The 16812-nt window shown below is 61.1% G+C and carries 11 protein-coding genes and 1 pseudogene; 6 read left to right on the top strand and 6 right to left on the bottom strand.

All coding sequences use genetic code 11. The annotated features are described in order from the left end of the window. Positions 1 to 48: 48 nt before the first annotated feature. Positions 49 to 1440 (top strand): FAD-dependent oxidoreductase, encoded by a 1392-nt coding sequence (locus G3O01_RS19820; RefSeq protein WP_205806821.1) that lies wholly within the window; start codon positions 49 to 51, stop codon positions 1438 to 1440. A 752-nt stretch (positions 1441 to 2192) separates the two neighbouring features. On the opposite strand, the gene G3O01_RS19815 is transcribed toward G3O01_RS19820, so the two are convergent. Beyond that, the gene (locus G3O01_RS19815; protein ID WP_205806820.1) at positions 2193 to 2564 is read right to left on the bottom strand and encodes a cupin domain-containing protein; all 372 of its coding nucleotides are present in this window, start codon (positions 2562 to 2564) and stop codon (positions 2193 to 2195) included. Between the two features lie 173 nt (positions 2565 to 2737). Here G3O01_RS19815 and G3O01_RS19810 point away from each other — a divergent pair, with 173 nt between their 5' ends. Further along, complete coding sequence (locus G3O01_RS19810) at positions 2738 to 4165, top strand: aldehyde dehydrogenase family protein (protein ID WP_205806819.1); 1428 nt, start codon at positions 2738 to 2740, stop codon at positions 4163 to 4165. A gap of 26 nt (positions 4166 to 4191) precedes the next feature. Here the strand turns inward: G3O01_RS19810 and G3O01_RS19805 are convergent, their stop codons facing one another. Continuing rightward, positions 4192 to 5142, bottom strand: coding sequence for a LysR substrate-binding domain-containing protein (locus G3O01_RS19805; RefSeq protein ID WP_205806818.1), 951 nt, complete (start codon positions 5140 to 5142; stop codon positions 4192 to 4194). Between the two features lie 126 nt (positions 5143 to 5268). Here G3O01_RS19805 and G3O01_RS19800 point away from each other — a divergent pair, with 126 nt between their 5' ends. Together G3O01_RS19800 and G3O01_RS19795 are read left to right on the top strand one after the other, a co-directional pair. Next, positions 5269 to 6441 (top strand): M20 aminoacylase family protein, encoded by a 1173-nt coding sequence (locus G3O01_RS19800; RefSeq protein WP_205806817.1) that lies wholly within the window; start codon positions 5269 to 5271, stop codon positions 6439 to 6441. A gap of 18 nt (positions 6442 to 6459) precedes the next feature. Then, a complete protein-coding gene (locus tag G3O01_RS19795) occupies positions 6460 to 7809 on the top strand; it encodes an MFS transporter (protein WP_205806816.1) in 1350 nt (449 codons plus the stop codon). A 757-nt stretch (positions 7810 to 8566) separates the two neighbouring features. On the opposite strand, the gene G3O01_RS19790 is transcribed toward G3O01_RS19795, so the two are convergent. Both G3O01_RS19790 and G3O01_RS19785 read right to left on the bottom strand, forming a co-directional pair. Next, positions 8567 to 9832, bottom strand: a complete 1266-nt coding sequence (locus G3O01_RS19790; RefSeq protein ID WP_205806815.1) for an MFS transporter — start codon at positions 9830 to 9832, stop codon at positions 8567 to 8569. Further along, complete coding sequence (locus G3O01_RS19785) at positions 9829 to 10857, bottom strand: PRC-barrel domain containing protein (protein ID WP_205806814.1); 1029 nt, start codon at positions 10855 to 10857, stop codon at positions 9829 to 9831. Before G3O01_RS19785 ends, G3O01_RS19790 begins: the two co-directional genes overlap by 4 nt. Positions 10858 to 11523: 666 nt before the next feature. On the opposite strand from G3O01_RS19785, the pseudogene G3O01_RS19780 reads away from it, so the two are divergent. Then, positions 11524 to 12840: pseudogene (locus G3O01_RS19780) on the top strand (NCS2 family permease); the annotation flags it as partial. Between the two features lie 779 nt (positions 12841 to 13619). Here the strand turns inward: G3O01_RS19780 and G3O01_RS19775 are convergent. Then, positions 13620 to 13802 (bottom strand): hypothetical protein, encoded by a 183-nt coding sequence (locus G3O01_RS19775; protein WP_205806812.1) that lies wholly within the window; start codon positions 13800 to 13802, stop codon positions 13620 to 13622. Positions 13803 to 13979: 177 nt separating this feature from the next. Then, positions 13980 to 14885, bottom strand: coding sequence for an NAD-dependent epimerase/dehydratase family protein (locus G3O01_RS19770; RefSeq protein ID WP_205806811.1), 906 nt, complete (start codon positions 14883 to 14885; stop codon positions 13980 to 13982). A gap of 387 nt (positions 14886 to 15272) precedes the next feature. Between G3O01_RS19770 and hutH the strand changes: the two genes are divergently transcribed. Further along, entirely contained in the window at positions 15273 to 16796 is a 1524-nt protein-coding gene (hutH, locus tag G3O01_RS19765; protein ID WP_205806810.1) for a histidine ammonia-lyase, read from the top strand. Positions 16797 to 16812: the final 16 nt, after the last annotated feature.

The raw sequence follows: 16812 nt of genomic DNA, 5'->3' as shown, positions 1-16812 counted from the left end.
TGCCCTGGCGGCATCAGGATCAAAGACAGGAATAGAGCAGGTGAAGAGATGAGCGAGTCGATCAAACGCGCATTCGAAGGTGTGAAGCTGTTTCCGTTCTGGCTGGACAACCCGGCGGCGCCTGCCGTCGAACGTGAGCTGATCGGACCGACCAAGGCCGATCTGGTGATCGTCGGCGGCGGCTTTACGGGCTTGTGGGCCGCGATTCAGGCGAAGGAAAACGATCCGCGTCTGGACGTCGTGCTGATCGAAGCGGGCAAGGTTGCGTATGGTGCATCGGGACGACCGGGCGGCATTATCTCGACGTCGGTGATGCACGGTTTGCCGAACGCGACGCGTGTGTTCCCGAAAGATCTCGACGTGCTCGAGCGTCTTGGTCAGGAGAACCTCGACGGCTTCAAGGAATCGCTGGTGCGCTATGGCATCGAAGCCGATGTCGAATGGAATGGCGAGATGACGGTGGCCGTCGAGGAAAAGCATCTCGACCATCTGCAAACGGATTTCGAACTGCATGTGTCGCATGGACACGATGTCGTGTTGCTGGACAGCGAGAAAGCGCGTGAGCAACTGGATTCGCCATTGTTCGCGGGCGCGATGTGGTCGCGTAATCGCAGCGGCACGATTCATCCGGCAAAGCTTGCGTGGGGTTTGAAGGCGGCTGCCTTGAAACTCGGCGTGCGGCTGTATGAGCATTCGCCTTTGACGCGTCTCGAAGACGCGGGCAAGAAGATGGTCGTGTACACGCAGGCTGGGCGGATCGACACGCCGCGCGTGCTGCTTGGCACGGGTACGGCGAACGTCGGCGTGACGGACATCAACCGGCGCGTGATGCAGGTGCGCGATCACATCATCGCGACGAGTCCGCTGACGGAAGAGCAGATGGCGCGTATTGGCTGGAAGAACCGGCAGGGCGTGTATGACACGCGTACGCAGCTCAATTACTTCCGTCTCACGAAGGACAACCGGATTATTTTTGGCGGACGTGTCAGTTATCACTTCGGCGGGGATAACAATCCCGCGCAGGATCGTGATGAGCGGACTTACTATAAGCTCGCTGAAGCGTTTTATCGTACTTTCCCGCAGCTTGATGATGTGAAGTTCACGCATGCGTGGGGTGGGCCGATTGATTACTGCTCACGTGGGGCGGTTTTTGCTCGCAAGTATCACGGTGGGAAGACGGTTTTTGTTGCCGGGTATACGGGGTTTGGTGTTGCCGGAAGCCGCTTCGGCGCGCGCATGGGGCTTGAGATGCTCTGGAATCGCGATACGCTGATTACTTCGCTCGATATCTCGCGGAAAGGGCCTTCTTATATTCCTCCGGAACCCGTTCGTTGGATTGCTGCCAAGATTACTTTTAATGCCTTCGATGGTGCGGATGATCGAGGTGGCTGGCGCCGGTGGTGGATTAATTCTATTAAGGCGCTTGGGTTTCCTATGTAGTTGGGGTTGGGTTGGTGTTGGTTTGCTTGGGCTTTTGCTGGCATCCGCGTGATGTTATTGGTTTGCCTGGGTTGCCCCTGTGCGGGGCGGCACTTACTTTCTTTGCCGCCGCAAAGAAAGTAAGCAAAGAAAGCGGGCTAACACCGCCAGCTCTTGTTTTTGCCTGAGGGACCCCAACGGTTCTTATCCTTCACACGGTAACTTCTCAGTCGCCACTCGTTGCCAACGCCTTGTATTCGCGCCTCACCTGCTTCAATCACCCGCTGTACAACGCGCGGCAGCGAATGGTTTATGCCGCCCAGGTGGCAAACTGTGTGTAGGTCGTAGTGCTCCACACGTCAGCGCCCTTACGACACCGATCGTGCTGTTCAGTCCGGAGTGATGCGCGTACGCCGCGACAGCCTACACACAGTTTGCCGCTATAGAACGTGGGAAGTTTGATCGCGCATGTGGCGACGCGGGAGTGTGAAGCGGGTGAGGCGCCGATTCAAGGCGCTGGCAACGGGCAGTGAATGGCAGAGCGCCGTGTGAAGCGGAGGAACTGTTGGGGGCCCTCAGGCAGAGACAAGAATTAGCGGTGTTCAGCGGCTTTCTTTTGCCTACTTTTCTTTGCCGCGGCAAAGAAAAGTAGGTGCCGCCCCGCACAGGGGCGACGCGTGAAGGGGTACATCACATCGCGGATGCCAGTGGCAACACAAGCAAACCTCACATCGCGGATGCCAGCAACAACACAAGCAAACCGCGAAAAACCCTTACCCACAATACACGATGCTGTACTTCTTGGTAGCAACAGGCATATGCCAGGTACCCGAAAACCCCTTGTGCAAAATGAACGCATCACCAGCCTTATAGCTATCGCTACGCCCATCATCGCTGGTAATCACAACTTCACCTTCGATCAGCACACACACTTCATGAATCGGCAGATCGGAAAGCTTCAACGTACCTGCATCGCATTGCCACACACCAGCAGTCAACACATTGTCAGCATCAGCAAAAGCAGTCAAAGCATGCGGCGCTTTAGCGCCATCGAGAATCACGTCAGCAGGATCATGCAAAGCCGGCTGCAAGCCCGAAGCACCAGGACCCTTGGCATCGATACGGGTAAAAGTAATGTTGCTCATACGTAGTCTCCAGAATGAAATCGCAGTGAAGAATGTCAAAGCGGTTGAATGGGAAACGGGAGTCTGAGCCAAACCCGCCCGCCAATGAATTTCGATTTGAAGACATGTAGTTTGAGGACGGTCGATGTAACGCATTACATGCATTCGATCAAAACCAGTTAGAGGAACCCTTCATGCAAAACGCCACACAGTTCTACATCGACGGCAAATGGATCGACCCGATCGAGCCGACAACACTCGATGTCATCGATCCGTCCACCGCAAAGCCCTTCGCGCAAATCTCGCTCGGCAGCGCAGCCGATGTAGACCGCGCCGTCGCCGCAGCCAAAGCAGCATTCGTCTCGTACTCGGAAACAACGGTGCAGCAGCGCATCGATCTGCTGCAATCGATTCTCGAGGTCTACAACAAGCGCTACGACGATATGGTCGACGCGATCAGCCGCGAAATGGGCGCCCCGAAGCAGTTCGCGAACGACGCACAGGCATGGACCGGCACCGCGCATCTGGAAACCATGATCCGCACGCTGCAGGCGTTCGAGTTCGAACACATGAAAGGCAGCATGCTGATCCGCAAGGAAGCCGTCGGCGTGTGCGGTCTCATCACGCCATGGAACTGGCCCGCACTGCAGATCACCACCAAGGTCGCGCCCGCGCTCGCAGCAGGTTGCACGATGGTGCTCAAGCCGTCCGAACTCGCGCCGATGAGCGCGATGCTGTACGCGGAAATCCTGCATGAAGCAGGCGTGCCCGCCGGCGTGTTCAACCTCGTCAACGGCGAAGGGCAGGTGGTCGGCGAGGCCATGTCGCGTCACAAGGACATCGACATGATGTCGTTCACGGGCTCGACGCGCGCAGGCGTGCAGGTCGCAAAAGCATCGGCGGATACCGTCAAGCGCGTGCATCAGGAACTGGGCGGCAAGTCCGCCAACCTGATTCTCGAAGACGCCGATCTGCGCGATGCCGTCACGCGCGGCGCACGCGCATGCTTCGACAACAGCGGCCAGTCATGCGACGCGCCTACACGGATGTTCGTGCCGCGCGCACGCATGGACGAAGCATTGAGCTATGCGAAGGAAGTCGCCGATGCGCTCGTCGTCGGTCCGGCCGATGCGCCGTCGACGAATCTCGGTCCTGTCATCAGCCAGCAGCAGTACGACAAGATCCAGTCGATGATCGAAGCCGGCGTGCGCGAAGGCGCCGTGCTCGCAGCAGGTGGACCGGGCAAGCCCGAAGGTCTGGGCGAAGGCTACTACGTGCGCCCGACGGTGTTCGGTCACGTGAAGCACGACATGACCGTCGCGCGCGAAGAAATCTTCGGACCCGTGCTGTCGATTCTCGGCTACGACACGGAAGACGAAGCCGTCGCGATGGCCAACGACAGCATCTACGGTCTCGCAGGCTATGTGCAGTCGGCCTCGCTCGAACGCGCGCGCGCCGTCGCCAAACGGCTGCGCACGGGCACGATCTATCTGAACTACGCGGAGTATTCGCCCGAAGCGCCGTTCGGTGGTTATCGTCAGTCGGGTAACGGGCGCGAGTACGGCGAGTTCGGTCTCGAGGACTTCCTGGAGATCAAGGGCGTCGTCGGGTACGGGAAATAAGCGGAAAATAAGCGGTAAATAAAGCCCTAAAAAAGCAGTTCGATCGAATGAAACAGACGGCGGCGGTCCGCATCCTGCGACCGCGCGCCTTCATCGATCACTTCACGCAGGCATTCGATAAAGCACGCGCCCGCCGGACTCACGGGCACCCCGCGCCGCGACGTAATGCTGACGATCGTCTCGTCGACCACTTCACCCAGCGGCAGCGCGCGCAGATTCGCCTTCGCGATGTTCACCTCGACGAGCGGCCACGGAAAGATGCTGAGCAAATCGGTCTGCTGAAGCAGGCCCAGCACGATTGCGAACGAATGCGCGAGATGGATCGTGTGCGGCACTCTCATGCCACGCTTGCGGAACAGGTTGTCCGCCATCGACTCACGGCTCGCCGGGTCCCAGTTCAACACCCATTCGGCATCCTGCAGTTCGTGCAGCGAGCGGCATCCCGCAAGCGGATGATCGCGCCGCGCGACGACGGCCGAGTGCGTCGAAAAGAGCGGCACGTTGTGAAACTCCGATTGCGGCGACGCAGGCGGGGGCCGCCCAATCGAAAAGTCGAGACTGCCGTCGCGCAAGCGCGGCTGCACGACAGCCAATAAGCCTTCGAAGAATTCCAGTTGCACATCGGGCATGCGCTGCTTGAAGCGGTTGACCGTTTCCGGCAGGAACGTCAGCGCGAGCCACGGCGTCACGCCCACCGAGAGTTTTCCCGCCGCCGCGCCGCGCATCGCTTCGAGTTCCGCCTCGGCGCGCGCGAGTTGACCGAGCACGAGCCGCGCATGGACGACGAGCGCCCGACCGTATTCGGTGAACGCCACGCCCGAGGTGCCGCGAATCACGAGCGGCGCGCGCAGATCCGCCTCCAGTTCGCGCACGGACTTGGTGACGGCGGCGGGCGACAGGCCCAGTTGCCGCGCGGCGGCGCGAATGCTGCCCGTCTCGGCGATGGCGGCGAGCGTGCTGAGTTGATGCAGTTTCATGTCAGACGGATGAAGGGTGGCATCGTGGGTGGCAACTACTGGTTGCCACCGTAACCGTTTCCCGTCTGCCCGTCAAAAAAACGGTTGGCTATGCTGGGTTCACGGACATTCGATGGAGACAGCAGCGTGAACACCATGGTCATCCCCGCCGGCATCGCCGATCTCGAAGCAGAAATGATTGCGTTGCGGCACCGCATCCATGCGCACCCCGAGCTTGCGTACGAAGAGCACGTCACCGGCGATCTGGTCGCCGAAAAGCTCGCCGAGTGGGGCTACACGGTGACGCGCGGGCTGGGTCAAACGGGTGTTGTCGGGCAACTGAAAGTAGGCAGCGGCTCACGCAAGCTGGGCCTGCGCGCCGACATGGACGCGCTGCCGATTCACGAGAAGACGGGCCTGCCGTACGCGAGCAAGCTGCCCGGCAAGATGCACGCATGCGGCCACGACGGCCACACAGCGATGCTGCTGGCGGCTGCGAAGCATCTCGCACAGGAACGTTCGTTCGACGGGACGCTGAACCTGATTTTCCAGCCCGCGGAAGAGGGGCTCGCGGGCGCGAAGAAAATGATCGAAGACGGCCTTTTCGAGCGCTTCCCGTGCGACGCCGTGTTCGCGATGCACAACATGCCGGGTTTCCCGACGGGCAAGTTCGGCTTTCTGCCCGGCTCGTTCATGGCGTCGTCGGATACCGTCATCATCAAGGTGACGGGACGCGGCGGCCACGGCGCCGTGCCGCACAAGGCTGTCGATCCCGTCGTCGTATGCGCGCAGATGGTGCTGGCGTTGCAGACCATCGTGTCGCGCAACGTCGCGCCGCTCGACATGGCGATCATCACCGTCGGCGCGATTCACGCGGGCGACGCACCCAACGTGATTCCCGAAACGGCCGAGATGCGCCTTTCCGTGCGCGCCTTGAACCCTGAGGTGCGCAACTATCTGGAGACGCGCATTCTGGAAGTCGTGCATGGGCAGGCGTCGGTGTATGGCGCGCGTGCCGAGGTCGATTATCAGCGCCGCTATCCCGTGCTCGTCAACGATGTGGAGATGACGGCGTTCGCGACGCAGGTTGCGCGCGACTGGGTTGGCGACGAAGGCCTGATCGGGAAAATGCAGCCGCTGACGGGCAGCGAAGACTTTGCGTTCATGCTGGAGCAATGCGCGGGCTCGTATCTGATCATCGGTAACGGGGACGGCGAGGGCGGCTGCATGGTGCACAACCCTGGCTACGACTTCAACGACGATTGCCTCGCGACGGGCGCCGCCTACTGGGTGCGACTCGCGCAGGCGTTTCTGGCCTGACCCGTTCGGGAGACGGACATGACGACGACAGCCGCACCGGCTTCCACGCCGAACGACAACGCCGCGACGAACGATACGCAACCGCAGCGCGTGAGCCACGCAAAAGCGATCGCCGCGATCACGCTCGGCAACGGCCTCGAGTTCTTCGACTTCACGATTTACAGCTTCTTCGCGACGATCATCGGCAAGCTGTACTTTCCCGTTGAAGGTCAGCTTGCGCAGTTGATGCTGGCCGTCGGCACCTTCGGCGTCGGTTTCATCATGCGGCCCGTGGGCGGCGTGGTGCTCGGCGCGTATGCGGACCGCGCGGGCCGCAAGGCGGCGATGAGCCTCACGTTGTGGCTGATGACGCTCGGCTCGGCGATCATCGCGTTTGCGCCGACGTATGCGGCGATCGGGCTCGCCGCGCCTGTGCTCGTGATTCTTGCTCGGCTGATTCAGGGCTTTGCGCTGGGCGGCGAGATCGGCGCATCGACGTCGTTGCTGATGGAGTACGGCAGCGACCGCACGCGTGGCTTTTACGGCAGCTGGCAGTTCGTGAGTCAGGGCTTGAACACGGTGGTCGGCTCGCTGCTCGGCGTCGCGCTCGCGGCGATGCTGTCGACGCATGCGCTGGAGAGTTGGGGCTGGCGCGTGCCGTTCGTGATCGGTATGGCGATGGGTCCGATTGGTGTGTACATCCGGCGGCATCTGGATGAAACCTTGCCGATGCCGGCAGCTTCGTCGGACGTGCCGGTGCTTGAGGCTTCAACCGTTGCGAAGCCGGTGCGTGAGATATTTGGCACGCATATGGGTGCGATTACGGCGGGGGTCGTGACGACGATTGGCGGAACTGCTGCGAACTATATCGTGTTGTTTTATCTGTCCACTTACGCGATCAAGATTTTGCATCTGCCGATGTCGCTCGCGTTGTGGGCGTCGTGGACGGCTGCGTTTGTGACGGTTATCTGTTCGCCGTTTGCGGGTTCTCTGTCTGATCGGTATGGGCGCAAGCGCGTGCTGTGGGTTTCGCGGGTGTTGTTGATTGCGGCTGTGTATCCGGCTTTTATGGTTATCAATGCCGTGCCTACTGTGCCTGTTCTGCTTGCTGTTGTTGCTGTGCTGGGTGTGCTTGTTGCGTTCACTGCGGTGCCTAATATCGTCATGTTGCCGGAGATGTTTCCGCGTGAAATACGCGCTACCGGGATGTCGATTGTTTATTGTCTCGGGGTGTCGATTTTTGGTGGATTCGCGCAGTTTTTTGCTACGTGGCTGATTCAGTTGTCAGGGAATACGCTCGCGCCGGCGTGGTATCTGATTGGGTGTGGGGTGGTTTCTTTGTTGGCTCTGCCGTTTGTTCGTGAGACTGCTGGGAGGCCAATCGATTAGTGGGTTTTTGTTTGTCTGCGACGCTGGTTTGGTTTGGTCTTGTTGTCGCTTTTGCTGGCATCCGCGATTTGTTTTGCCTGCTTCAAGCGTCGCCCCTGTGCGGGGCGGCACCTACTTTTCTTTGCCGCGGCAAAGAAAAGTAGGCAAAAGAAAGCCGCTGAACACCGCCAGTTCTTTGTTGTTGCCCACGGGCCCCCAGCGGCCCCGTCCTGTTCGCGGCATCGCTGTTCTCGATGCCCGTTGCCAATGCTTCGAATTGGCTCATCACCCGCTTCACACTCTCGCGTTGCCACTGGCGCGATCGCATCTCCCACGTTCCATAGCGGCAAACTGTGTGTAGGTTTTCGCGGCTTATGCCTTTCACTCCGGACTGAAAAACACGATCGGTGTCGTAGGAGCGCTGCCGGGTGAAGCACTACGACCGACACACAGTTTGCCACCTGGGCGGCATTAACCATTCGCAGCCGCTGGCTGTGTTTCGGGTGATTGAAGTGGGTGAGGCGCCTGTTCAAGGCGCTGGCAACGGGCAATGAATGGCAGATTGCCGTTTGAAGTGGAGGACCCGTTGGGGGCCCTCAGGCGGTGGTCAAGTACGGGCGGTGTTAGCCCGCTTTCTTTGCTTACTTTCTTTGCGGCGGCAAAGAAAGTAAGTGCCGCCCCGCACAGGGGCGACGCGTGAAGCAGGCAAGGCAAATCGCGGATGCCAGCGATGAAGCCAAAAACACCGACCAAGCGTCCCAGACAAAACCAACCTCACTCACCCCGCTTCAGAAGTAGAAGACGACGAAGCGGGTGCAGGCTCCTCCTGCTTACCACCTTCAGCATCGCGAGTCTCAGGCATAGCAGCCCAAACAAGCAACACTGCGAGAGCCCCCGCCGCTGCAAGCCCAAAAAAGCTCACAGCATTCCCAAACCGATCCGCAATAAAGCCAGCGACAGCAGTAGAGAGCGTAGCCCCGATCCCGGCCGCGAGCCCAAACAGGCCGATAGTGAGGTTATAGCGCCCCTTACCGCCAGCAACATCGGCGGCAATCAACGGCAGCATCACACCGAACACAGCAGCGCTGATCCCATCGAGCATCTGCACCGGCACGAGCAGATAAGGGCTGCTAACGCCAGCAAAGAGCAAAGCCCGCACGGGCAAAGCAGAAAACCCGATCAACAGCACAGGCCGCCGTCCCCATCGCTGGGCAGTCCGCCCAACCCACGGCGACAACATCGCCACAATCGCCTGCGGCACGATGATGCACGCGGCAATCACGAGCTGCACGTTGTCGCCCATGCCCGCCGTCACTTCACCCGCAGCAAGGTTGAGCATCGCCGCATTGGACAAGTGGAACAGCACCACACACGCCGCGAAAATCAACATGCGCTTGTCGCGCAGCAACTCGAAGATCGATTCCTTCTCCTCGTCGTCGCGTTTCTTCGCAGGCGAATGCGCAGGCATTGGCGGATGCTCGGGCATCGTGATCATCGACAACGCGATCAGCGCAGGCGCCGCGAGCACCGCCGTCAGCCAGAACACCGCGCGTGCCGAAAAATACTCGCCAAAGAGACCCATCAGCCCCGCCGCAACGGCGCTGCCAATCGACGCCCAGCGTGCATTGCGCCCCAGCCGGTCGCCGAGATCTGCGCGGCCGACCAGCGCGAACGAGATCGCCGCCATCGCCGGCACCAGCATGCAGCTCGCGAAGCCGTGGAAGACTTCGGCGGCCATCACGGGCAGCACCGTCGGGCTCGCCGCGAGCAGCACGGCACTCAGAATGATCGCGATGATCGCCCAGGCGGCAGCGCCTTTCTTGTTGCGTAACGCATCGACAGCGGCGCCGCCCGGCACCTGGCTCACCATCGCGCTGATCGTGCCGACGGAGAGCGCGAGACCGATCTCGCCCTGCGTCCACTTGTGCGACGCGAGGTAGGAAGCAATGAACGGCCCGAATCCCGTCTGCACGTTGGCGACGAAGAAGTTGAGCCAGTCGAGGGCGCGGAGACTGCGTGCGTTGACCATAAGACGGCTCGTCATCGTGTAGTGCGTGCGGTTGATGCCGCCACAGCGGACGATGAAGGGCCAGTCGTCGCAGCAGACGCGGACGCTGGGGCAGGGGGCGGTGCAGGGGAGACCGCGCGGATCGGCTTGTCCGTTTCGTAACTCGGCGACGCCTTGATCTGCGCGTCGTTGAGATCCATCAGCGGGCGCAGTGTCTTGTCCTTCGTGACGAAGCGCAGCGCCGACCAGTTCGCCGCGATCGAACGGCGATCCGGACTGATGATGCCGCTCACGTCGAGCACGACGGCCTGCGGCTGCGCGTTCGCATCGATCAGCACGTCGATCACGCGGCCGACCTTGCCGCCGTTCGGACGCTCGACATCGGCGTCGAGCAGCTCAAGCTGGCCGGGCGGCACCGCGGGCGCAGCCGTCACGCCCGCCAGCGGCGTCGCGAGCGAAGCCGATGGCTTGGGCCGGTTGGCCGCGGCCAGCTGGTTCGGCGGCGTGGTCATCGTGATGGGCGCGGTTTTCGCGCTCGGCGTGAAGCGGAATGCCGTCCACGGAAAACCGACCTTGCGATCGCCGATACCGAGAAAGCCCTGCAGGTTGACGATCATCTGACGCGGCGTGCCGCTCGCGTCAGCCGTCATGTCGACGGCGCGGCCGATCACCTTGCCGTCGAGCTTCTGCACTTCGCTGTCGAGCAGGCCGTGCATCGTGCTGCGATCGAGCGTGCGCGTCACGATGATCGGCGCAGGAGCAGGCGGCGGAGGCGGCGGCGCGGGCGCGGCGACGGGCGGCGGCGGCTCCGGCTTGTGCGGCTTGACGACGGGCGCTTTCGGCTTCTTCGGTTCCTTGGGTTCAGGCGCCTCGGCAGGCTCCGGCTCGGTGGAGGGCTCGAGGGCGGGGACGACCAGCGGCGTCACCGTGGCTTCCGTGATGGGCGCAGGCGGCTGCTCGGTCGGTCCGAACAGGCTGCAGCCCGACATCATGGCAGCAAGGGCCGCAAAAACGGCCAACAGTAAAAGACGGAAGACTGGACGTAGGAAACCGCCATTCATCAAGAGGGACTCCGTGGCCAGGGCGGCGGGCCGATGCAGGTGCTGTCGCAAACGACGATCCAGCGATTCATGCAGGCATCGAGAGCCTCGCCGGCAATGCGTTAAAGGCATGGTTTGCCGGGATTTTAACCCGTGACGTCGAATGGCCCCCGTTTTGTCTGCGTTGAACGGAGCGGGCCGCAGGCTTCAAAGCCCTTTCAGCAGGGCTTTACGCGTCTGTTATGCGTGCTGCGCGCGTAGGTGTTAACACCCGGGTCGGTGGCCCGCATTGCCGTGTGTCAAACGATATAAGCATTGCGACATGCACGGCATGTTTTTATTGCGATGGGAGATATATTGGGATTCGCCTAACCTTCGCTTCAGCATAAAAAGAACGGCGTGAGGTGTGTCGTGGGCTGGTGAACACAGCGCGCGATGTCAGTCGATCGTCCGACGACGGATTACCCGCCGTAACGAGGACGATGCGCACCTGTGCGCCATGCGGAAAGCGCAATACATCCACTACTCAAATCAACGAGACGAACCTGATGACGGCGAGCCCGGTGAGGCAGCCGTTTCAGCATGCTGATAAAGGAGGCACTCATCATGATGGAACCCCAGGCCCAGAGCATCGCGGAAGCCGGGAGCGAGACGTTCGACGAGACTCGCGACCGGCCGGCGGCGTTCATCGACCGATTCTTCGACATCACTGCGCGCGGCAGCACCGGGCGGCAGGAAATCATTGCGGGCATCACGACCTTTCTGGCGATGGTCTATTCCGTGTTCGTCGTGCCGGGCATGTTCGGCAAGGCGGGCTTCGACACCAGTGCGGTATTCGTCGCGGTGTGTCTGACGACGGCCTTCGGCTCGCTGCTGATGGGCATCTGGGCACGTCTGCCGATTGCGATAGGCTGCGCGATTTCACTGACGGCGTTCACCGCGTTCGGTCTCGTGCTTGGCAAGGGCTTGCAGCCGAATGTTGCGCTTGGCGCGGTATTCCTGATGGGCCTCGTGTTCACCGCGATTTCGGTGACGGGCGTGCGGTCATGGATTCTGCGCAATCTGCCTGCGGGTGTGGCGCACGGCACGGGGATCGGTATTGGTCTCTTCCTGCTGCTGATCGCTGCCAACGATGTAGGCCTCGTCGTGAAGAATCCGGGACCGGGCTTGCCTGTTTCGCTCGGGCATATCACGTCGCTTCCCGTGCTGATGTCGGTGGCTGGGCTGGCTGCGATCTTCGGTCTCGTGCGCCGCCGCGTGCCGGGTTCGATCCTGATCGTGATCGTCGCGATTTCGGCGCTGGCGTTGCTGCTCGATCCTGCTGTCGCGTTTCATGGCGTGTTTGCGTTGCCGTCGCTGAGTGCGCCGGGTCACGCTTCGCTGATTGGCGCGATGGATATCAAGGGTGCGTTGTCGCTTGCCGTGTTGCCTAGCGTTTTGGCGCTCGTGATGACGGCGGTGTTCGATGCGACGGGTACGATTCGCGCTGTTGCTGGGCAGGCCGGTCAGCTCGACGAGAATGGCCGCATCATCAATGGTGGTCGCGCGTTGACGGCCGATTCGCTTAGCTCGATTTTCTCGGGTTTTATGGGCGGTGCGCCGGCTGCTGCTTATATCGAATCGACGGTTGGCGTTGCTGCCGGTGCGAAGACCGGGCTGGCTGCTGCTGTGGTTGGGTTGCTGTTCCTTGTTGTGATGTTCTTCTCGCCGCTGGCAGCGCTTGTGCCTTCTTATGCGACTGCGCCTGCGTTGATGTATGTGGGACTGTTGATGCTCTCCAGCGTTAGCAAGCTGCATATGGACGATATGGTCGACTCGATGTCCGGGCTCGTCTGCGCTGTGTTTATTGTGCTGACCGCTAATATCGTCACCGGGATCATGCTGGGGTTCTGCACGCTGGTGATTGGTCGTGTGGTTAGTGGCGAATGGCGCAAGCTGAATGTTGGGACTGTCGCTATCGCGGTTGTTCTCGCTGTGTTTTATCTTGGTGGTTGGGCGATCTGATTTTTTTCGTCTTGCGATGCACGGGGTGTTGGCTTGATTTGCTTCGGTCCGTGCTGGCATCCGCGTTTTGTTATCGGTTCTTCATGCGTTGCCCCTGTGCGGGGCGGCACCTACTTTTCTTTGCCGCGGCAAAGAAAAGTAGGCAAAAGAAAGCCGCTGAACACCGCTAGTTCTTGTTCCTGCCTGAGGGCCCCCAACGGGTCCTCTCCTTCATGCGGCGTCGCTCTTCTCGATACCCGCTGCCAACGCTTCGAATTGGCTCATCACCCGCTTCACACTCTCGCGTTGCCACTGGCGCGATCGCATCTCCCACGTTCCATAGCGGCAAACTGTGTGTAGGTTTTCGCGGCTTATGCCTTTCACTCCGGACTGAAAAACACGATCGGTGTCGTAGGAGCGCCAGGGTGTGAAGCACTACGATCGACACACAGTTTGCCACCTGGGCGGCATTAGCCATTCGCTGTCGCTGGCTGTGCTACGGGTGATTGGGATGGGTGAGGCGCCGGTTCGAAGCGCGGGCAACGGGCATCGAATGGCAGAACGCCGTTTGAAGTGGAGGAACTGTTGGGGGCCCTCAGGCGGTGGTCAAGAATTGGCGGTGTTAGCCCGCTTTCTTTGCTTACTTTCTTTGCGGCGGCAAAGAAAGTAAGTGCCGCCCCGCACAGGGGCAACGCATGCGCCGCGAAGGTGCTAACGCGGATGCCAGCGACACCACAAGTAAACCGATCAATGCGTCGCAAAGACAGACAAACACCAAAACCAAAACCAAAACCAAAACCTCAAAGCGACATCTCAAACGCAGGCCGCAAAAACACCTGAATCCCCATCACAACAAGACCCATCGCACCCGACGCGAGCGTCAAAGTGCCGTACTCGTCATACCGCGAGTCATACAAACACGCGACCACAAAAAGAATCGCGAGCAGATTGGTTAGCCAGTCGAAGTTAAGTGCAAGCAGCATTGAATGATCCGGGCTCGTGCCGATAGATCGAGGTCATCGACAACCTCACCGAACATCGCCGATTCTAGCGGCGCGAGCTTACGGATAAGCAACAGTCTGGCTTACAACGTGTGCGCTGGCCAACGCTTCACGCCTGCGCTCAAGCGCGTACTTTTATATGTGCTTGCTGAACGCGTTTCACGCGTCCTTCATCATGTCGTTCTCGATCCATTCGATCACCGACGTATGCTTCGGCTCCCAGCCAAGCAGCTTGCGCGCGCGAGTGCCGCGCACACGGCTGTTCGAGCCGAGGCCGTACGAGGCCATTTCGTAACCCCATTCCTTGATCGCCTCATCGAGCGGCCAGTCCTGCGCCGGGCCGAGATGCAGCGCTTCCGCGATCGCATCGGTCATTTCCCTGAACGACGCTTCGCCACTTTCGACGAAATAGAAGGTGCCGGCAGGGCTCTTGTCGAGCGCAAGGCGATACAGCTCGACCACGTCGTCGATGAACACGTTCGACCAGATGTTGCCGCCGCTGCCCACGTGCCGCACGATGCCGCTCTTTTGCGCCTGGCGCACAAGGCGCGGCAGCTGCACGCTCGCGCTGCCTTTCACCGCGCCATGCCCGTAAATCAGCGTGTTGCACAGCACCGACGAACGGACGCCGCGCTTTGCCGCGTCGAGCACGAGATTGTCGATCGCGACGCGCGGCGCCTTGTCGGGCGTCGGCTCGGGCAGTGCGTCTTCCGTGTAGATCCGTGCGTCGCCGCGCTCGCCGCCCGACGCGTCGCCGACGATGCTCGAACCGCTCGTATGCAGAAACGGCTTGTTCGAGCCTTCGAGTCCTTCGATCAACGCTTCCACCGCGCTGCGATGGTCGCTGCTCGCCGCATTGATGACGGCATCGGCGGCTTTGGCCTGCGCGATCAGCAGATCGCGGTCGTCGAGCGTGCCGACGACGGGCTCGATGCCCAGGCGCTTCAGCTCGGCCGCATGGTCCGGATTGCGGATCAGCCCCGTCACGCGGTGCCCCGCGCGCACGAGACCCGCCGCAATCGATCCGCCGATAAAGCCGCTCGCACCAGTAATGAAGATATTCAAGAGGTTCTCCTTCGAGAGAAAGCTGGGATGACTTCAGTATGGAGGCGAGCGAGTCTTGCAAAAAGAGCGTCAGTTTCAAATCAATCTTGATCTGGAATCAAGAATCGGCGCGGCTGGGGGCGCGAGGGCGGCCACGGCAAGGGCTCGGCCGGTTTTTGTCCGCTTGCCAATCCGGAATTTGGACGTGTATATACAAGTTGTGCGGCTTCTCCGATCTGACCGCCTGATGCAGTCACGACGGCCGGTCGGCCCAAACTGCCAGAACCATGCCAGCCAAAGGCCTGCGACTAATGGAAAGCCCTTACCCAGATTCTCGAAATTTGAGTTGTATATACAAGCTGGCGCCGCTACACTTTCTCAAAATTTGTATAGACAGGAACTCACATCATGATCCTTACGCCCGGCTCCCTGACTCTCCCGCAACTGCGCCAGATCGCGCGCGAACAGGTCACCCTGGAACTCGATCCCGCGAGCTTCGCCGCCATCGACGCCTGTTCTCAAGCCGTCGCGGACATCGCCGCGAAGGGCGAGCCGGCGTACGGCATCAACACGGGTTTCGGCCGTCTCGCCAGCACGCACATTCCGCATGACCAGCTCGAGCTGCTGCAACGCAATCTGGTGCTCTCGCACGCCGTCGGCGTGGGCGAGCCGATGTCGCAGCCCGTCGTGCGTCTCCTGATGGCGCTCAAGCTGTCGAGCCTCGGCCGTGGCCACTCGGGCATCCGCCGCGAAGTGATGGAAGCGCTCATCAAGCTGTTCAACGCTGACGTGCTGCCGGTGATCCCCGTGAAGGGTTCGGTCGGCGCATCGGGCGACCTCGCGCCGCTCGCGCATATGTCGGCCGTGCTGCTCGGCGTCGGCGAAGTGTTCGCGAAGGGCGAGCGCGTCCCGGCAACGGAAGGTCTGCGTCTCGTCGGCCTCAAGCCGCTCACGCTGCAAGCGAAGGAAGGTCTCGCGCTGCTCAACGGCACGCAGGCATCGACGGCACTCGCGCTGTACAACATGTTCGCGATCGAAGATCTGTATCGCGTCGGCCTCGTGGCGGGCGCGCTGTCGGTGGACGCGGCGATGGGTTCCGTCAAGCCGTTCGATCACCGCATTCACGCGCTGCGCGGCCATCAAGGCCAGATCGATGCCGCTGCGTCGTATCGCACGCTGCTCGACGGCTCGGCAATTAACGTGTCGCACGCCGATTGCGACAAGGTGCAGGACCCGTACAGCCTGCGCTGCCAGCCGCAGGTGATGGGCGCCTGTCTCGACCAGATGCGCGCTGCCGCGCAAGTGCTGCTCGTCGAAGCGAACGCCGTGTCGGATAACCCGCTGATTTTCCCGGACACGGGCGAAGTGCTGTCGGGCGGCAACTTTCACGCGGAGCCTGTCGCATTCGCCGCCGACAATCTCGCGCTTGCTGCATCGGAAATCGGCGCATTGGCCGAGCGCCGCATTGCGCTGCTGATCGACGCAACGCTGTCGGGTCTGCCGCCGTTCCTCGTCAAGGATGGCGGTGTGAACTCGGGCTTCATGATTGCGCACGTGACGGCTGCCGCACTCGCATCGGAGAACAAGACGCTGGCTCACCCGGCTTCCGTCGATTCGCTGCCGACGTCGGCGAACCAGGAAGACCATGTGTCGATGGCCACGTTCGCTGCGCGCAAGCTCGCCGACATCGCCGACAACACGGCCAATATCCTGTCGATCGAACTGCTCGCCGCTGCGCAAGGCGTCGATCTGCGCGCGCCGCACAAGACCAGCCCGGCGCTGCAGAAGGTGATGGACACGGTGCGTGCACACGTCGCGCACTATGAACTCGATCACTACTTTGCGCCGGACATCGCCGCGTGCACGAAGCTCGTGCAGGACGGCACGATCGCGTCTCACAGCCCGTTCTCGTTCATCTCCGAGCAACGTTAATCCACCGCACATTCAC

This window comes from Burkholderia sp. Ac-20365, from assembly GCF_017104715.1.
Taxonomy (GTDB): Bacteria; Pseudomonadota; Gammaproteobacteria; order Burkholderiales; family Burkholderiaceae; genus Paraburkholderia.
The sequence above is the reverse complement of the archived record's forward strand: the minus strand, read 5'-3'. Positions and strand labels throughout refer to the sequence as shown.